This is a genomic window from Mesorhizobium mediterraneum, from assembly GCF_002284565.1.
Classification (GTDB): domain Bacteria; phylum Pseudomonadota; class Alphaproteobacteria; order Rhizobiales; family Rhizobiaceae; genus Mesorhizobium; species Mesorhizobium mediterraneum.
Map to the genome: position 1 here is coordinate 109,938 of NZ_NPKI01000050.1, position 17,360 is coordinate 127,297.

At 57.7% G+C, this 17,360-nt stretch carries 11 protein-coding genes and 3 pseudogenes; 7 read left to right on the plus strand and 7 right to left on the minus strand.

What is annotated here, in order from left to right:
- Positions 1-293 precede the first annotated feature (293 nt).
- The 3 genes from CIT25_RS33900 to CIT25_RS33910 all read right to left on the minus strand — a co-directional run bounded on the left by CIT25_RS33900 (position 294) and on the right by CIT25_RS33910 (position 3,556).
- Positions 294-1,085 carry an SDR family oxidoreductase gene (locus CIT25_RS33900; protein ID WP_095489428.1) on the minus strand — a complete coding sequence of 264 codons (792 nt, stop codon included), beginning with the start codon at positions 1,083-1,085 and terminating at the stop codon, positions 294-296.
- A gap of 99 nt (positions 1,086-1,184) precedes the next feature.
- Positions 1,185-2,327 (minus strand): M20 family metallopeptidase, encoded by a 1,143-nt coding sequence (locus CIT25_RS33905; RefSeq protein ID WP_095489429.1) that lies wholly within the window; start codon positions 2,325-2,327, stop codon positions 1,185-1,187.
- Positions 2,328-2,359: 32 nt separating this feature from the next.
- Complete coding sequence (locus tag CIT25_RS33910) at positions 2,360-3,556, minus strand: aminotransferase class V-fold PLP-dependent enzyme (RefSeq protein WP_095489430.1); 1,197 nt, start codon at positions 3,554-3,556, stop codon at positions 2,360-2,362.
- 656 nt (positions 3,557-4,212) lie between these two features.
- Between CIT25_RS33910 and CIT25_RS33915 the strand changes: the two genes are divergently transcribed.
- The 4 genes and pseudogenes from CIT25_RS33915 (at position 4,213) to CIT25_RS36690 (ending at position 7,851) form a co-directional block, all read left to right on the plus strand.
- A complete protein-coding gene (locus tag CIT25_RS33915) occupies positions 4,213-5,391 on the plus strand; it encodes a M24 family metallopeptidase (RefSeq protein ID WP_095489431.1) in 1,179 nt (392 codons plus the stop codon).
- Between the two features lie 322 nt (positions 5,392-5,713).
- Positions 5,714-7,027 carry a serine hydrolase domain-containing protein gene (locus tag CIT25_RS33920; RefSeq protein ID WP_158302724.1) on the plus strand — a complete coding sequence of 438 codons (1,314 nt, stop codon included), beginning with the start codon at positions 5,714-5,716 and terminating at the stop codon, positions 7,025-7,027.
- Positions 7,028-7,192: 165 nt separating this feature from the next.
- A pseudogene (locus CIT25_RS38380) lies at positions 7,193-7,381 on the plus strand (ABC transporter permease); the annotation flags it as partial.
- A gap of 299 nt (positions 7,382-7,680) precedes the next feature.
- Positions 7,681-7,851, plus strand: coding sequence for a hypothetical protein (locus CIT25_RS36690; protein WP_158302725.1), 171 nt, complete (start codon positions 7,681-7,683; stop codon positions 7,849-7,851).
- A 26-nt stretch (positions 7,852-7,877) separates the two neighbouring features.
- On the opposite strand, the gene CIT25_RS33930 is transcribed toward CIT25_RS36690, so the two are convergent.
- The 3 genes from CIT25_RS33930 to CIT25_RS33940 all read right to left on the minus strand — a co-directional run bounded on the left by CIT25_RS33930 (position 7,878) and on the right by CIT25_RS33940 (position 13,471).
- Positions 7,878-9,281, minus strand: coding sequence for an aspartate aminotransferase family protein (locus CIT25_RS33930; protein WP_095489434.1), 1,404 nt, complete (start codon positions 9,279-9,281; stop codon positions 7,878-7,880).
- Positions 9,282-9,293: 12 nt separating this feature from the next.
- Positions 9,294-10,772: an NAD-dependent succinate-semialdehyde dehydrogenase gene (locus CIT25_RS33935; RefSeq protein WP_095489435.1), complete on the minus strand. Its 1,479-nt coding sequence runs from the start codon at positions 10,770-10,772 to the stop codon at positions 9,294-9,296.
- A gap of 1,043 nt (positions 10,773-11,815) precedes the next feature.
- Complete coding sequence (locus tag CIT25_RS33940) at positions 11,816-13,471, minus strand: MFS transporter (RefSeq protein ID WP_095489444.1); 1,656 nt, start codon at positions 13,469-13,471, stop codon at positions 11,816-11,818.
- 611 nt (positions 13,472-14,082) lie between these two features.
- Here CIT25_RS33940 and CIT25_RS33945 point away from each other — a divergent pair.
- From CIT25_RS33945 to CIT25_RS33955, 3 genes and pseudogenes are all read left to right on the plus strand, one after another.
- Complete coding sequence (locus CIT25_RS33945; protein ID WP_095489436.1) at positions 14,083-15,081, plus strand: succinylglutamate desuccinylase/aspartoacylase family protein; 999 nt, start codon at positions 14,083-14,085, stop codon at positions 15,079-15,081.
- Between the two features lie 382 nt (positions 15,082-15,463).
- On the plus strand, positions 15,464-16,168 hold the full coding sequence (locus CIT25_RS37970) for an aspartate/glutamate racemase family protein (RefSeq protein WP_245330133.1): 705 nt from the start codon (positions 15,464-15,466) through the stop codon (positions 16,166-16,168).
- Between the two features lie 217 nt (positions 16,169-16,385).
- Positions 16,386-16,661, plus strand: a pseudogene (locus CIT25_RS33955) (transposase); the annotation flags it as partial.
- 18 nt (positions 16,662-16,679) lie between these two features.
- Here the strand turns inward: CIT25_RS33955 and CIT25_RS33960 are convergent.
- Positions 16,680-16,970, minus strand: a pseudogene (locus CIT25_RS33960) (integrase core domain-containing protein); the annotation flags it as partial.
- Positions 16,971-17,360: the final 390 nt, after the last annotated feature.

Below are 17,360 nucleotides of genomic sequence, written 5' to 3' on the forward strand. Positions count from 1 at the left end.
GCTCCCTACTCGCGAGCCTTCGGCTCGTCAAGGTCAGACATGTGGCCAGCCTTGACCCTTCCGTTTACCGTAGAGTGAGTGTCTCCGAGTCTGACGTGCGGCTGGAAGCTCGCCGCTGTAAGTCCATCTTTGCGGTGCCATTCAAATCCAAGCTCTCAAGCAGCCAGCCATAATCGGCTGCATAGCTCATTAGGGGCATTGGGGCAGAAAATAATTCGCCCTCTTTCGGCTGGCCTGTGCGCTGAGGTCGGATGCGGCGAGGGATGCACGGATGCACCAACAACCACCTACAGCTACATCACAAGGCGACTGCCCCCGCCATCAATCACTATTGTCGTGCCATTCAGGTATCTTGCTCGGTCACCGACGATGAATCCAACTAGCTCCGCGAGTTCGTCGGCAGTTCCGATACGCCCCAAGGGATTGGTATTGGCCACACGTTTGATAGCGGCATCTCGATTGAGACCTTCGTCGACCATCAACGCCTCAATTCTCTTGTGAACTCTGCCTGTGTCAAAATAACCAGGCGCGACAACGTTCACGCGAACGCCACTTCCCGCAAGTGTATCTGCGAGGTGCTTAGCTAATACTGCTATGCCGGCACGCATGACGTTCGACAGCATTAGGTGACCTGTCGCCTCGTGCACGCCTCCCGAGGTAACATAGACGATATCGCCCCCACGACCAGACGCTTTCATCGCAGCGGCTGCCGCTCGCGACACCCTTACTGCACTCATGAGAAGCGTCTCGTAGGAATGATCCCAATCATCGTCGCTTAGGTCTTCGATAGTTCCGTGCGGCATATGACCGGAATTTACGACGAGGCAATCAATGCTCCCGAGGAGCTCCAAAGTGCGTTGCAACAACATGTCGACATCTGATCGCCGGGATAAATCTGCAATTATGCCATGAGCGCCAGCGCATCCCTCAATTTTCTGTAGATCACCTACGGCTTGGTCTAATGCAGCCTTGTTACGACCACAGATAACGACTTCCGAGCGATTTTTAGCTAATCGTTTTGCGATGGCCAAGCCAAGACCCTTGCTACTGGCCATCACCAGAACTTTTCGACAATGATCATTCATAGCGATGATCCCTTCCCGATTGAGAGTGGTCGAGCCGGACCACGGCTCTCTCTCACGACGTGCCGCGTAAGCATCCGTGCTATCTCTGCAGTTTCGAATCTAATAACTGAGCATTATTTGTCTATATATCTGAACGCACATTTCAAGCTGATCCAATTCAATGAACTCATTGTTTGTGTGAGCGCGATCAATGCTTCCTGGTCCTAGCACAATGCAGGGAATGCCGGCCAAAGATAGCTGACTAGCATCCGTGCCGTACGGCACTCCAATGTACGTGCCCGTGCCGGCAATATCGGCACACGCCTGCGCTGCCACAGAAGCTATCTTGCTTGACTCGGCACTGTCCGGAGCAGGATCTTCAAGCGCGGGCAGTAATGATCGGACCTTGATGTCTTCGCGATCCCGCAAACCTTGCAGTATGTTCTCCACTTCTGCCAACGCCTGCTCTGGTCGCTCCCCTGGAACGAGGCGCCGATCCACCCAGATGCGGCACGATGGAGGAACCGTCGTCAATTCCAAGCCACCCTCAATCAGACTTATCGTCAAAGTGGGAGGGCTGACCAAAGGTTGGGTGCGCGAAGCGAGATTCTCGCCGTGTTCGTTGAGCGCCAATATCACCTTTGCCATGCCTGAGATTGCATTGACTCCTAGGTGCGGCTTCGAAGTGTGAGCAGGGACACCCTGAACCTCGATTTGCCAGCGGACTGACCCTTTGTGGGCGACTACAAGCTCGAGCTCGGTTGGTTCGCCAACAACGGCGGCATCATACGACTTGCCGGAGAGAGCGATGGCGCGAGCGCCGATCTTGCGGTACTCTTCATCAATGCTAGCGGCAACGACAATTGTGGCATTCGGCTGACGGTCACCTAGGGTACTCAGGGCGATCATCATTGCAGAGAGGGAACCTTTTGTGTCGCAACTCCCCCTGCCGTAGAGTCGATTGTCCTTCAATTCGGGAGAAAATGGATCGGAAGCCCAATTATCAGTGGGCACCGTGTCCATATGGGCCACGAAAAGAAGGCGCCGACCAGGGTCTTTGCCTGAGATCCAGGTCAAGAAGTTCGAGCGCCCGTCGACAACGTGCTGGAGTTCATAAGGCAGGTTTCGGTCCCGGCAAAACCCTTCAAGATATTCGGCGACCCGCTGTTCTCCGCTGCCCCTGGGTGAAAGCGAAGGGTTGACGCTTTCAATTTTGACAAGGTCTTGAAGAAGCGCCACCGTATCCGCGCTTTGCGATGACATAAATTCTCCTATCCGGTTGTAATCTGGCGCAGCTAATTCGACCATTTCTTGACTATATCGATAACTTGGCCGACTTCTTCTTCGCTGTTGTAAAGATGAAGCGAGAACCGAAGGAGCCCTCGTCGCGTTGATGCAACGACGTTGTTTTCCGCAAGATAGCTGTGCAGCGACGGTATGTAGGCGGCGACTTCTTGCGTTCCGCCGAGTGCAGCCATGTCGCCAATCGCCACAATACTCCCAGTGTGGTCGCCAGGAGGCCCGCCACAGACAGGCAGTCCGGCTTCTAGCAGCCCTGAAGCCAGTCGAGTTGCCAAAGATGTCACGTGCTTGTCGATTGCTTCGGTTCCGATCTCCAGCAGTTGCCCCAAGGATGCGTGCGCGGCAATCATGCCTGGGAAATTGTAATGCCCGATATCAAAACGAGGCGCTCCAGCCCGCAGCCTGGCGGCGTTGAGAATGGGAGCCGACTCTGGTGCGTTCCCGAGATCGACGCTAAAGCGAGCGAGGTAAGCTGGCTTTAGCTGATCTGCCCACTCCCGGCGGCAGTAGAGAAACCCCGATCCGTAGAGGCCCATCAATCCCTTCACAGTCGAGACGGCCAAACCATCTACTCCTAACCGGTTGACATCAGTATGGAGAATTCCGACCGACTGAGTCCCGTCCGCCAAAAGGAAGGCGCCATGACGCCTGCACGCCTCCGCGACGGGTTGCGTGACTGTCCGAAAACCAGGAACCATTGTTGCGGTCGAAAGCGCCACAACGCGAGTCCTGGAATTAAGGGCATTGACAATCGCATCTACGGGAATGGCACCATTATCCGGCTCCACCAATTTCAGATCAACATCATGTAGAGCTTTCACCTGGAGCCATGGCAGGATGTTGTTAGCATGCTCAAGTTGAGGGCATAAGACAACGCTGTCGCCGGCTCGCCAGTCAATCGCGTTGGCGATTATGTTGATACTCTCTGACGCGTTCTTTGTGATGGCAATTTCATCTTTATCCGCACCAACAATTCTAGCAAATCTGGCGCGTGTCTTCTCGATGGCCGCCAATTGGCTAAGCTCATCGTTTATCCCGTGCAATCTGTTATTCAGATGATCCTCGAACGACATTCTTGTGGTACGAGATATCAATCCTTGGTTGGCAACATCCATGTAAATAAAGTCTTGCGTCGCTGGGAAATCGTCCCTGATGCTGTCTAATGGAAGGGGACTGCCGTTCATAATCATGGAGCTCGTCAATTGCGGTTTACCTTGGTCCAAACGCCGCGGACAGACTTCAGGCGCGAACGCGGCTGGCAGCGGGGAACTAGCTTCGTCTGTGCAGGATTGATCATATCCGTCAGACCATGGGAAATTCCCCCTATTTCTCACCCATGTTGAGGATTTTCTGCATAGATGCGAATTGCGTGCAGACTTTCGAGCCGGGAGGGGGCAGCCAATCGTGCGCGCAGGCACTTTGCATCGGGAGGCCCGCGACGTCAGCGCCTCGGACAGGGGACCCGACGTCAGCGGTGACGGCAGCCGCATTCTTACCCGATCACAAGCCTGCCATCTCAACTGGCAGAACACTCCGACGGCCCGCACGCGCGCCGAGGCTGCCGAAAGTGAAGTGATCTAAGTCGGCGAAGTCCAGGCTCCTGACGCGGGCACAACCTTCGCGCAGATTTCGCCCGACCCGCCGCCATTTTCCAGAGGTTTGGATTGTTGGGATGGCTGTCGATGGAACAGCAATGTCGACGAGGACGGAGGCTTTTGAGCAATCAAGGCCAGATCAACGCAGGTTTCCTGCGCGAACTTGGAAACGACGGCAACGTTATGCGCAGGTCAGGTGCTACGATACACCGTCCAGCGCGTGGCGCGCCTCTTTGTTTCGAAGGGCTCCTATGAAAGTTTCCGGCATAGACACCATAAAGGTAGAAAAAGACTTGGCTTTTACTATCCAGGAGTATCAAAGAAGGCTCAAGGCGGTACGCGAAAGCATTGCAGCCCGGGATCTGGACATCCTCGTGGTGACCATCCCCGAGAACATGCTTTACTTAAGCGGTTACAACACGCTCGGTTATGCCTCCGCCCAGTATCTGCTTATCCCGCTGCAAGGGGAGCCCCTCCATATCACCCGTGGCATTGAAGAGGTGAATGTCCGGGCCTATTCGTGGATAGATAACAGTACCAGCTACATGGACCACGAGGCCCCGCTCGAGCTGCTCGCGGAAACGCTGCGTAACCTGGGTTTTGCCAAGGCGAAGGTAGGGTTCGAGAAAAAGTCTTGGTTCTTCTCGATCGCCGATTACGAAGCGCTCAAGACCCTTCTCCCTGACGTCCGTTTCGAAGATGGCTCGATGATTGTCGAGGCGGTCCGCGTCGTCAAATCCGATGCCGAAATAGACTATATCCGGCAGGCAGCGCGGATTGCCGAGGCCGGCATCGAAGCGGGCATCAACCAGATAAGGGCCGGCGTGAACGAGAATGAAATCGCCGCCGAAATCCAGCGCGTAGTCACGCTCAAGGGAAGTGAATACCCCGGCTACCCGCCGTTTGTGACTTCGGGCGTGCGCACGAGCTATGCGCATGGCACGTGGTCGGGCCGGCAGATTCAGCCGGGTGATCCTGTCTTCCTCGAACTGTCCGGCACCGTTCGACGCTATAGCGCCGCGATTATGCGGGCTTCCGTGGTCAGTCCATCCAACCGTGAACTCGAGAAAATGGAGGACGTGTCACGAAGGGCGCTGGAAAACATGCTCGACGGCATACGTCCTGATCGCCCCCTCGGTGAGGTGTGGAGTATCTGGTCGCAGACTGTCAACGATGGAGGCTATGAAGGCCGCTTCAAGCGTACGGGGTATTCCATCGGCATCAGCTACCCGCCGGATTGGGGCGAAGGGCACATCCTGTCGTTTAAGCGAGGGGAAACGCGGATCCTCAAGCCCAATATGGTCTTCCATATCCCCTCGATGGTCAAGGCTTTCGGCTTTGCGGACGTCGGCACCAGCGAGACTGTTCGCGTGACCGAAACTGGCTGCGAGATTTTGACGAACTACAAACGTCAGCTTTACGTCCGCTAAAACAGACGCAGGCTTCTGATGATACCGGGCTGGGCCAATCGAGAACAACTTGGGGGTGTTCCGATCGCGGCCCGGTTCGCTGCCAGGCCAGTAGACGCGCAATGTTAACGCACCTGCAAACGCTGCTTCGTCCAACACAGCAGCAGCTGGCGAACATGCGCGTGATCCCGATAAGTGCTTGTAGGTCCGTTCCCAAGTGAAACCTTCTTCACGGGCGGTGTCGCCTTGATCAAGTATAGGCCTGATGAGGGCTGAAATTCAGAGAGTTAGCGATCTGCCGCCAGGTCGTGATGGCATTGGCCGAAGTCAAAGGAGCATTCCGGTGTCTCAGGAATTCGAAGATATCAACCGCCGCGTTGCCGGAACCTCACAGACCAATCCCGAGTTATGGCGGCCCGATGCGACGCTGGGTGCGCCTATGATCCCACCCGACGAGTGGTCTTTTTGGCCTTATAGCAAATGGACATACTCGCACGTAAGCGAATCTACGCGAACCGCCCGGGTTTGGCGCGGGCCAGGACCGGTCCTGCCGCTTCCAAGCCGGATCAGGGGGGATATCGGTGATATCGAAGTTGAGTCCAGCGACGGCCAACGCGCCACGATCCGCGAATACCTCGAGAGGGACTATACTGACGGGTTTCTGGTTTTGCACCAGGGCGAGATCGTGTTCGAAACATACATGAATGGCATGGAACCGCATTCTCAACACATCGCTAGATCGGGTTCCAAGTCCATCACCGGGACGGTGTTCGGGATTCTAGTGCACCGTGGGCTTATTGATCCTGAAAGTCTGGTAACACGGTATCTGCCGGAACTGCAGGCGACCGCCTATCGCGGGGCCACGGTGCAGCACTTGCTGGACATGACTGCGGGCGCCACTCTCAAGGGTTTGTGGTACGTGCCAAACAACGATTACTTTAATTACGTTGTAGCAACAGGATACTTCGGCCCCCCGGAGGGACATCCTGACGCACCCGCCGACATATGGCAGGCCATTCTGCGGATAACCGAGCAGGAGGCGCCGCACGGCGCGCGGTTCAAGTACTTTGACCCCAACATCGACGTGCTAGGGCTAATCATGCAGCGCGTATCAGGCAAGTTTCTCCCGGAACTGTACAGCAGCGAATTATGGAGTCCGATAGGGGCGGAGGAAGACGCCTACCAAATCGTAGACAAATCTCGTTTTTCGATGTCGTCCGGTGGATTTCAAGCCACACTCCGTGATTTCGCGCGCTTCGCGCTGCTGCATCTTCGCGGCGGCAGGCTCAACGGCAGGCAGATCGTTCCATCTGAATGGATCGAGGCGATAAGACGCCCTAAGCCTCTTCTGTTCGACTTGTTCGCGCCGAACGGTTCTTATGCCGATGCCAGTTCAGACCTGCCCAATGGCGCTTATCACAATACTTTCTGGATTGAAGACCAAGAGAGAGGCGCCTACATCGCGTGGGGATATGGTGGCCAGGTGATCTATATTGATCCGCGGGCGGACTTCGCAGCGGTGAAGCTCTCACACCAGCCTGGCCAATCACCGGTGAAGCGGGCACAGTGGCCTGACCAAGTTTACCAGACCCCCAAAGCCCTTCCGTTTGACGCGTTCGGGGCGATTCGCGCCATCCGAGATGCACTGGAAAGTTAAGACTTGTGTGACCGGTGCCAGACCGCAGCGGTTCGGCGATGCAACACCGCGGGAGGGGCAGAGTCAGGTTACGCACGAAGGTAAGTGGATTTTAGCGATCTTGATCTAGCACGGCCTGGATTGGTTGTGTTAGCCGGTGTTGCTGCCGAACTCCAGACCAGCGCGGTCAACCGGTTGTCACGCGCCGTCCCGCCGACATCAACGCGATGGACTTTGTCGAGGCGGCCAAAATGCGGGACGAAGGCCGCGGCTGGATCATCTTCTGCGAGGTTCTGCCCGATGTCTGTCGCCGCTAGTCTCCGAACTCGGCTGCGCTTCATCTTCGCCGTGCTCTTCCTGTCTGCCCCGTCCTTTCGTATCCTCACGGACGGCCGCCTTGCTGAGCAGGCTGAAGGCTGCAACCTCAGTGCAAGCACTAAGAGTAGCCCTGTGACGAAGCATCAGGTTGAGCGGCTGGTCGCGGCTTCGTTCGAGGCTGGGACCAGTGTTTCGGAGATCGCGCGATCGCGAGCCTTCATGTGAGCCAGCTTTTCCGGTGCCGCAAGGAGTCTGCCAGATCTCCGTGCCGTCCGTGCAGCTTGTTACCGTGGAGGTCGTTGAGGCACAGCCACCGCCGATCTCCGATCTCCCGACCGCGCAAGAAGAGCAGCACGGTGAAAATCGAGCTGGCGGCGTCCGTGCGGATTGAGAGTGATATCGACACCTATGCGCTCGGCGGGATCCTGGATGTGCGCTGGAGCGGCGATAATCCCGGTTCCGAGCGGCGTGAAGGTGTGGCTCGCCACCTGGTTGTACGGACATGCGCAAGGCTTCCCAGGCATTGATGGTGCAGGAGACGTCGAAGCGCAATTCAGAGGATGTGGCCATCCCAGACGAGCTCGTCCATCACCGAGCGCACTGCGCTTTCGGCGATTGCAGCGATCTCTTCGACTTCTGCCTTGGTTGCTATCAGCGGCGGGGCGAAGCCGAGAATGTCGCCGTGCGGCATAGCGCGAGCGATAAGACCACGCTCACGGGCTGCCTTAGAAATTCGTGCTCCAACCTTGAGCGTCGGATCAAAGCGCTTTTTATTGTCGCGGTCCGCCACGAATTCGATTGCACCCATAAGGCCCACGCCGCGAACTTCGCCGACGATCGGCAACTGCGCGAATCTTTCCTTCAATTGCGCCTGGAAGAATGCACCAACGTCGCGAGCATTTCCGGGCAGGTCTTCCTTCTCGACGATGTCGAGAACCGCGTTCGCCGCCGCGGCTCCAATCGGATGACCTGAGTATGTATAGCCGTGGGAGAATGCGCCGACCTTGTCGGCCCCATCCTCCATGACTTTATAAACCTTCTCTCCGACGATTGCCGCTGAAAGCGGGAAGTAGGCCGACGTTAAACCTTTAGCGATCGTGATGAGGTCTGGTTCGATGCCATAGTGCTGGGAGCCGAACATCGAGCCCGTTCGGCCGAAACCGGTGATGACTTCATCGGCGATGAGCAGCACATCGTGCTTTTTGAGAACGGCCTGAATCGCCTGCCAATACCCTTCCGGCGGGGGCGTGATGCCACCGGTGCCGAGCACCGGCTCGCCAATGAAGGCGCCAACATTGTCCGGGCCAAGCCGTTGGATCAGTTTGTCGAGTTCCTGGGCTCGCCGCGCCGAAAACTCCACTTCGGTCTCGCCCGCGTTTGCGCCCCAGTAGTGATGTGGGACACCGGTGTGAACAATCTGCGGGAGCGGCAGGTCCATGTGGTCGTGGTAGAAGCTCATGCCGGTCATGGACCCCGACACGACGCTGCAGCCGTGATAGCCGCGCTCACGCGAGATGATCTTCTTCTTGTTCGGCTTGCCACGCAGATTGTTGTAATACCAGACGAGCTTGGCCTGCGTTTCGTTGGCGTCCGAGCCGGACATGCCGTAGAACACCTTGCTCATCTTGCCCGGCGCCATTTTCACAAGGCGATCAGAGAGGATTGCGAGCTCGTCCGTCGTGTGGGCCGCGTAGGAATGGTAGTAGGCCAGGCGAAAGGCCTGGCGCGAGATCGCTTCGGCGACTTCGGTGCGGCCATATCCAACATTTACGCAATAGAGACCGGCGAACCCGTCAATCAACTGGTTGCCGAGGGCGTCCTGGATGCGGATGCCTTTTCCTGTCTCGACGATCGTCGGCTCGCCTAGCTTGCCGGTTGCAAAGTCCTTCAGCTGCGTAAAAGGATGAAGAACAGAATTCCTGTCCTTTTCGGCAATTTCCTTGATATTGATTGTCACTAGGGCGTCCTCTTACGCTGCAAGATTTCCGAAGCAGGTGTATTTTGGTTCGAGATACTCTGCGATTCCGTGCCTGGAGCCTTCCCGGCCGAGTCCGGACTGTTTCCATCCGCCGAAGGGGATGGGCGCTCCCGTAAATTTTGGGGTGTTGACCGCCACCATGCCGTATTCGAGCCGGTCGGTGAGCCGCATCGCGCGGTTAAGATCTCGGGTGTAAACATACGCTGCAAGACCCATCTCCGAGTTGTTCGCGCGCGAGAGCACCTCCGCTTCGTCTTCGAAGGGCAGAACTGCAGCCACAGGCCCGAACGTTTCTTCTTTTGCAACCCGCATGTCGTCGGTCACATCGGCGAGCACTGTCGGCATCACGAAGCTCCCGCCAAGAGCGGTATCCTGTGCGCCGACTATCATTCGAGCCCCTGCTGAAAGAGCCTCGGAGATCTGCCGCCTGCATTTTTCGGCACCAGACGCCTTGGTCATTGGACCGATGTCGACGTTGAGCTCCAATCCGTGTCCGACTTTCAGTTTGCTGGTGGCCTTGCCGAATTCTTCCACGAACCGGTCATAGACTCCCCGCTGAACGTAAATCCTGTTTGCTGCCAGACAGTCCTGGCCGGATGTAGCGAACTTTGCTGCCATGCAGCCTGCGACCGCAGCTTCCATAGGCACGTCGTCGAAAAGAATGAATGGAGCATTTCCGCCCAGCTCGAGCGAAGCTTTCTTTACAGTCCTTGCGGACTGCTCAAGCAGGAGTCGGCCGACCTCGGTCGAGCCCGTAAATGAGAACGCGCGCACATCGGTATGTTCCAACAGCCGCTTTGCAATTGGGGGAGCGTCGCCGGTTATCACCTGAAACACGCCGGCGGGGATTCCTGCGTCTTCGGCAAGACGGGCAAGCGCGAGGGCCGACAAGGGGGTTTCTGGAGCGGGCTTTACAATCATGGTGCAGCCAGCGGCCAATGCCGCTCCAGCTTTTCTAGTGATCATTGCCGATGGAAAGTTCCATGGTGTGATAGCGACGGTCACTCCGATCGGCTGCATCTGCACGGCCAGCCGGCTTCCAACTATATGGCTGGGGATGGTCTCGCCGTATGCTCGCTCGCCCTCCGCTGCAAACCAGTCAAGAAAGCCCGCGGCGTATGAGATTTCGCCGCGAGCCTCCGAGATAGGCTTGCCTTGCTCGGCAGTCATGATGACGGCCAGATCTTCCGCATTTTCGCGCAATCCTGTCGCCCATTTACGGAGGTATGCGCCCCGTTCTGAAGGAAGCAAGTCGCGCCACCGCAGGAATGCGCTTCGCGCGAAATGAACCGCAATATCTACGTCAGAGATTTCGCAGGCTGCCACCTGAGCCAGTTCTTCGCTGGTAGCGGGATCGACCACTGCGAGGGTTTCGGGCTTCAAGAGCCAAGCGCCATTCACATACGCGCCTCGTTGCAGCAGGTCTGGGCGTTTGAGGCCCTCCAATGCAGCGTTTGCAGAACCTTTCATCTAAAACTCCGGATGGGGCGTTCAATTTCATCAAAATTAGCCCTTTAAAATCGTCGATTGGCAGCGCAGTTACAGCCTACCGAGCCGTTCTCCTGCGAATACTGACGTGCAGACGAATTGTTCCGCCTTATGACACTGGTGTCTGGCCGTTGCTTGAAGGACGGAACTGAGAGAGCAGGTTTGCGCACGCTCCCCGCGCCGGCCTCCAAGCCCGTCTCCCTGTGCACTGCTCGGCGCCGGAATGCGCGCGCCAGGTCGGAGGCCAGGTGTCCCGCGAAGGCGTGCAGACCAGCCCCCGGCATTGTCGAGCAATACCTCCGCGGGAACGCCGCCGAAGGAGGCGCCTATCCATTCGGTCGAACCAGTCTGCCTCTGATCCATTTCCACGCTCGGATATGCGTTTGGGCGACAAAAGCCAACAGTCGCGACGAACAGATTGACCCGCAGCTTCTCACGCCGATCTACTGACGCCTCATCAATAGCCGATTGCAGCTGCCGGCCCGGAGGCGTCTCGAACCGTGCCGTCGCGCGCGCCTCTGCCTTCAACTTACCGCGCCAGCAACCGACAAGATTATCGTCGCACTGTGTTGCGCACGCGTACGAACCTCGTGCGCAAGCCGCTTAGCGCCCCAGCAGAGCCATGCAGCCGTATCGTTGCCGCGACCTCGTCGGGGCTCCACGCGGCCCAAGTGGACAAATTCCTCGTCTCAATCATTCCTACTCGAGGTGTCAGTTCCTCGCGTCGCAAGGACTCTCGGGTCCCTCGACACGTGGGATTGAATGCAGTCCCGCAGGTCCTGCGCGCCAAGGCGAAACCCGCAACCGTGCGGTGACGGTGGAGCGGTGGTGCCGTCGTTCTGCCCACCGCTCAGAGCGCGCGTCACGCCCTTCCGCTATCTTCGCCGCGCCGCTCGCCGCGGATCATCGTCTTCCGGACGTGATCTTCGAGAAGGTTCCTTGGGCGCGTCACACTCTCCAAAGTATATCGTAATCAGTCGTGATCTGGTGCAAGCGCTGGGCCGGGTAGTACAGGCGTGAAGAAGTCACCGGTGGGGAAAATAAGGGGCCGACTGCTCGGGTTTCCGAACGAAGCTTGTCGGCCGCTCGATCGAAAGCGTCATTTGAGGCGCTTCCTCTCCCGCGTGCAACTGGATGACACTTTGGTCCAGTTCCTTGTCTACTTCCGTGAGACGATGGTTTAAGCGAAGGTAGTCGGTCCAGGTCGGAGTGCGGAAAGTCTCCATCCATTGCATAGGCTTCTGAAGGTTGCGCTGGAGCGTCCAATTCCGAGCCCCCACGCGGCTGTGGACATGCCTGCGCTGCCGCATGAGGTCGAGGAAGGCCTCGACGTTTTTCTCAGCTATCAGGTATTCGACCTTGACCACGATCGGGCCGCTTCTCGGCTTCAAATTGAGAATGATAGCGGGAGCGTCGAAGGCCTCCAAGGGATCGGGTTCGGAATCGTGGCGTTCGCGCAGGGGAAACAGAACGCCGGCGACAGCGACGAGCAACAGCGCGCCGGCAGAACCCTCAAGCGCCCATGTCAATGAATGGTTCTCGGCGACAGTGCCCCACACCCAACTACCGATCGCGATGCCGCCGTCTATCAGGGCATAATAGATCGAAATCGTGCGCCCAACGACCCAGCGCGGGCTCGCCAGCTGCACGCTCACGCCAACCCCGGACCAGGCGGTGACCCAGCCCGCGCCGCCCAAGGCGAGCGCAATTGCGGCTACGGCGATCGAAGAGGTCAGTGCAAGGGAAAGAGAGCATGCCGCGCAGGCGATGCAGGAGAGCCGCATCAGCCGTTCTTGCGACAAGCTCCGTCTGAATGTGCTGTTTGAGATGCCGGCGAAGACGGCGCCTGTGCCGAAGCCGCCCATCAGTGTGCCATAGGCGAGTGGTCCTCCGCCCAATTGATCGCGGACTACCAGCGGCAGCAGTGCGAGAATGGCGATGCTTGCCAGGCCAAAGAGGGTTCCGCGGGCGATCGCCGCCTTGATTTCGGATGACATCGCCGTGAAGCGGAGCCCGTCGTAGGTCGCAGTGCTCATCGACTCGCGTGGAAGAGGGGAGGAGCGAACCTTCCATTTGCACCGCCATATGGTGGCAAGAGGGACCAGATAGGTGAGGGTGGTCACAGTGAAAGCTGCCAAAAGCCCAAACGAGGCTACCACGATGCCGCCGAGCGCCGGGCCAACGGTTCGGACAGTGTTGAAACCGACGGACAGTAGGGTCACGGCAGCGGGAATATCGCGTCGGTCGACCATATCGCCAACCGAGGCCTGCCAGGCGGGATCGTTGAGAGCGCCACCGCACGCGATCAGGAAGCTGAAGCCGAGGATCATCCACGGACTGACAAAGCCCAGCGCCACAACCGCGGTCAGCATCGCAGAGGCTATCACCATGAGGGATCTGCCGGCGAACATCACCCGGCGACGGCTGAAATTGTCGGCGAGAGCCCCGGCGAACACGGACAGAATGAAGGCGGGCAGGTTCGATGAGGCCTGCACCAGCGCCACCATCAGGTCTGAAGTCGAGATCGTTGCCATCAGCCAACTGATGGCAACAGTCTGCATCAGCCAGCCGAGGCTCGAGACCTGTGTGGCGAGCCAGATCGCGCGAAAGGTCGACTGCAGGAGTGGCGCAAACGTCGTTGGCGAAATTGGATCTGCACCTGCGCGCGCGACCTTGCTCATATTTCGGAGCGTCTCCTCCCCTTTGACGGTTCTTATGGCCTCGCCCGCACGAAAGAATGTGCAGGCGCAGGCGGCCACGTTCTGTAATTTCGTTCCACTCCAAGATTGATCAGGTGCTGACTTGAGTCAAATACAGGATCCAAATTGTGGCCATCCAGCGTCGAGATGGCCTTCAATTGGCCTGCCCTGCTGTGCGACATGACCAAGGCTCTCACATTGGTGGCCAGCGCCATCTCGGCATCCTGCAGAATCTCGCGCCCTCTGTCTGCCTCGACTTCGCGGGTAGCAGGCAGTATGCGGCATAGTATCGACAGGAAGGGAAGCGGTATATGCAGAGGGTTCATGACGTCCCTAAGGGCTGACCCTAAGGCGCTACCACAGTGCGGGCCTGACTGCGCAGTGAAGGCTCTCTATTCACCAGGATCCCAGTTCTTAGCTAGTCGTAAGGTTGGAGGTCGGCGGTTGAGCAGAGCGGGCACTGGCCATCTGGAAACGCGATGGTGCCGCACGGGACATTATATTGGCGAATTGAAAACAGCTTTTGCATACTGGAGGAACGGAGAAACGCACATCCGGCGACAAGACGCTTGAATACTCACACAGGCTAAACAATGAGCGAAGGACCACATCTTACGTTTGATCTTGATCAGCCCGGCATAAGCCAAGGGCATCTTGTTGTTCCCAAAGGTGCCGATTGCGAAGCTCTTTCTCTGTCGGTCTTCAGCCTCAACAAAGGCGCAGGCCCGCGGCTCCTTATCACTGGCGGATGTCATGGCAATGAATTGGAAGGGCCAATCGTTGCGCGACGCCTTGTTGAGTGGCTGCCCGAAGCGCAAACCTGTGGACGGATCATCATCGTCTCTGTTCTCAATCCGCCGGCAGTGCAGGCATTTACCCGCAACACGCCCATCGACGGATTGAATCTCAACCGAGTGTTTCCGGGCCGTGCCAATGGGTCGGTAACCGAACGAATCGCGGATGCCATTTCGCGCCTGCTGTTGCCGATGGCCGACACCGTGTTTGATCTGCACAGCTTCGGACCAACGTGGGATTTTCCGCCGTCGACCACGACGCATCCGATTGCAGATCAAGACCTGATGGCCAAGACGATCAAAATGGCAGAGGCGTTCAAATTACCCATGACGTTGGTATGGGATCATCCAGATACGCCTGGAATGTTCGATATCTCAGCTCATAATCAGGGTAAGGTATTCGTCTGTGCTGAACTCGGCGGGGGCACCATTGGTGCCGAAAATCTCGCGATCTACGAAGCGGGAGTACGCAATGCACTCATCGCTCTCGGACTCATAGAGGGAAAAGCCGAGTGTCCGATATTTCGTCAACGGAAGTCCAGCCAGACACTGCAAACGCGGCGGCCCGCCGATGAATTAGCATCGCCTGCGCGGGGTATCTTTGAACCCCGCTGCTCCATGTTGGATGAAGTGAAACAAGGAGATCTCATCGGCATTCTGCATCCGATGGATTCTTCGTCGGCTGCTTCCACTGATATCCGGTTGCCTAGTACTTCCATCGTCTGCGGCATTCGATCCGGGGGCTACGTCGAGGTCAACGAATGGCTAGCGCTCCTTGCACGCTCTCTGGCTCATTGAAGTCCGTTTGCCTCGATCGCTACAACGCGGAGTTGATTACACTCGTGCGCATGGTTGCGCCCGCTACGCAAGACTTGACCGATGCGGAGTGGGCGCTGATTGGAAGTAAGAATACCAACAGCTCCAGAAGACCGAATGCGTACTTAAAGCAACGACGTGCGCGTCGTAAGCTGGCGAGAGATGCAGTATCGCTTGGTGTTGTAGTTTAATCCGGGGGTCCCCTCAAACATCGTCGGCTCTAACTTACCAGGCATCTATCCGACGGCGTAGATAGATCGCACTTGATCGATTCGATGGGACGGAAACCAAGACCATCCAGAGTGAACTGGCGAGTGGGCCGCGAATCTTGGTTGGCCGCCTTCCAACTGTTGAGGATAACAACATGACATTACAACCCCGAGCATCTCTCGGAATATTAACTTCCGACCAAGGGCAGTTGCCCAACTCTAAGAGGGGGACGGAACCGAGGGCGATTGAAAATCCAGCGACCCTTGGCTTTCCTGTGATAACGGAAATCGCAGAGGGAACACTGGGTAGAAGAACGCCGCACGGCGATCCCGTTCTTGAGCGCGGCTATGTGGAAGCGGCCCAGCGGTTGGTCCAGCGAGGAGCCGTCGCCATCAGTTCAAATTGCGGCTTTTTAATCCGATACCAGGCCGTTGTGGCCGCTTCTGTAACAGTACCCGTAGCGTTGTCGAGCATGCTCCTTTTGCCGACGCTGATCCGTCAACTGCCCGCATCCGCCAAGATTGCCGTCCTGACATATGACTCTACCACTTTCGGCGATGACATGCTTGAGCTGAGCGATCCGACGGAGAGGTCGAGAGTTGTGGTTGGCGGAATAGAAGGCAGCAAATACTGGCATGATGAGTTGAAAATTCCTGCGCCGCCGACCGATGTCGCGGCGATGGAAGCTGATGTCGGCGCTTGCATCACCGGGCTCAGAGCTAAGCATCCGGAGATTGCAGCCATCCTCTTCGAGTGTGCGGGGTTCCCAGTGGTCGCGCCGCAAATCCGCCGGCTCACGAAGCTGCCAGTTTACGATATCACAAGTCTGTGCCGGATGATGATCGCGGCGATCACCTAAGGCATCTTGATCAGCAGAACCTAGACCCCTTTTGCAATCGAGTCGCTGCGACTGACGACCAAAGTAAACATGACTGCTAAGGTGTATGGTGCGAGCATCTAGGTGCTCGCGGTAGGTTAGGTAGTGTGCTGAGAGTTCTGCAAATTCGCTGAGAGGGGGCGGTCATGGCAGGCTGGTGATGTTCAACGTCACCTGATTCCCGCGAAGGAACGCCACCATGACCAAGACTGAAAGTAAGACCGCCAGCGCCGCCGTCAAAGACATTCTGCTTTCGGACCCGCAAGGTCTGCACGAAGTGATCCGGGCGGTGATGCAGGAGGTGCTCGAGGCCGAGATGGACGAGGCGCTGGGTGCTTCGAAAGGCGAGCGCACATCGGAGCGGCTAGGCTACCGCTCGGGTTATTATGGCCGCACTCTTGTCACCCGTGTCGGTAAGCTTGAGCTGCGAGTTCCGCAGGACCGGGCCGGCCGCTTCTCCACCGAGCTTTTCGAGTTACGTTGCCCCCAGTTTCTATCCAGTTTTGAGTTCGTTTCCGGCGTGGGTTGTGCCCTGCTGGGCGGGTGAAGCGACGGGCGCTGGCGCGGAGCCTTTGGCATAGCGCAGCGCGAGCGACCGTCGCGGATTGAAGGTGGTAGCGAACTCGGCCGGTGTCTGCCAGGCGAGTTGGGAGTGCGGCCGCGCGGTGTTGTAGTCGGCGTGCCACAGGGCGATGGCTACGCGCGCCTGAGCCAGCGAGGTAAACAGCGTCTCGTTGAGCAGTTCATCGCGCAGTCGGCCGTTGAAGCTCTCGATGAAGCCATTATCCGGCATGTTGTTCTCGGTGCCATCGTTTGTTCGGTCGTCAGGTTTCGTTAAGCTTGGCGCATCCGGGCCACGGGGCACCGGGAGCACGCAAGTGCGGGCAGGCCGTCGTATGCAGATGAACTGCGAGTTCGCGCACGTTATCTGGCCGCCCCTACGACTCGCCCGGGTGCGCTGCGAGCGCGGATCCGTATTTGTCGTGTTGCCCGCTGGGCTCCCTGTTCGTGACCAAGGTTGGAGGGAACCGTGCGTATTATCGGCGTGGACATACACCGCGTAGCCGCCGAGGTCGTGTCGTTGCTTGATGGTGAGATCGTCAAGCTCGGCCGCGTTCAAATGCTGCGCGATAAGCTCGAGGAGTTCGCCAGGAAGGAACTCACCCACGATGAT

Excerpts from the sequence above, each read along its gene's own strand:
- CIT25_RS33935 (WP_095489435.1), bottom strand. The coding sequence starts at position 10,772 with ATGAAAGGTTCTGCAAACGCTGCATTGGAGGGCCTCAAACGCCCAGAC.
- CIT25_RS37970 (WP_245330133.1), top strand. The coding sequence starts at position 15,464 with ATGACATTACAACCCCGAGCATCTCTCGGAATATTAACTTCCGACCAA.
- CIT25_RS33945 (WP_095489436.1), top strand. The coding sequence starts at position 14,083 with ATGAGCGAAGGACCACATCTTACGTTTGATCTTGATCAGCCCGGCATA.
- CIT25_RS33915 (WP_095489431.1), top strand. The coding sequence starts at position 4,213 with ATGAAAGTTTCCGGCATAGACACCATAAAGGTAGAAAAAGACTTGGCT.
- CIT25_RS33910 (WP_095489430.1), bottom strand. The coding sequence starts at position 3,556 with ATGATTATGAACGGCAGTCCCCTTCCATTAGACAGCATCAGGGACGAT.
- CIT25_RS33900 (WP_095489428.1), bottom strand. The coding sequence starts at position 1,085 with ATGAATGATCATTGTCGAAAAGTTCTGGTGATGGCCAGTAGCAAGGGT.
- CIT25_RS33905 (WP_095489429.1), bottom strand. The coding sequence starts at position 2,327 with ATGTCATCGCAAAGCGCGGATACGGTGGCGCTTCTTCAAGACCTTGTC.
- CIT25_RS33940 (WP_095489444.1), bottom strand. The coding sequence starts at position 13,471 with ATGAGCAAGGTCGCGCGCGCAGGTGCAGATCCAATTTCGCCAACGACG.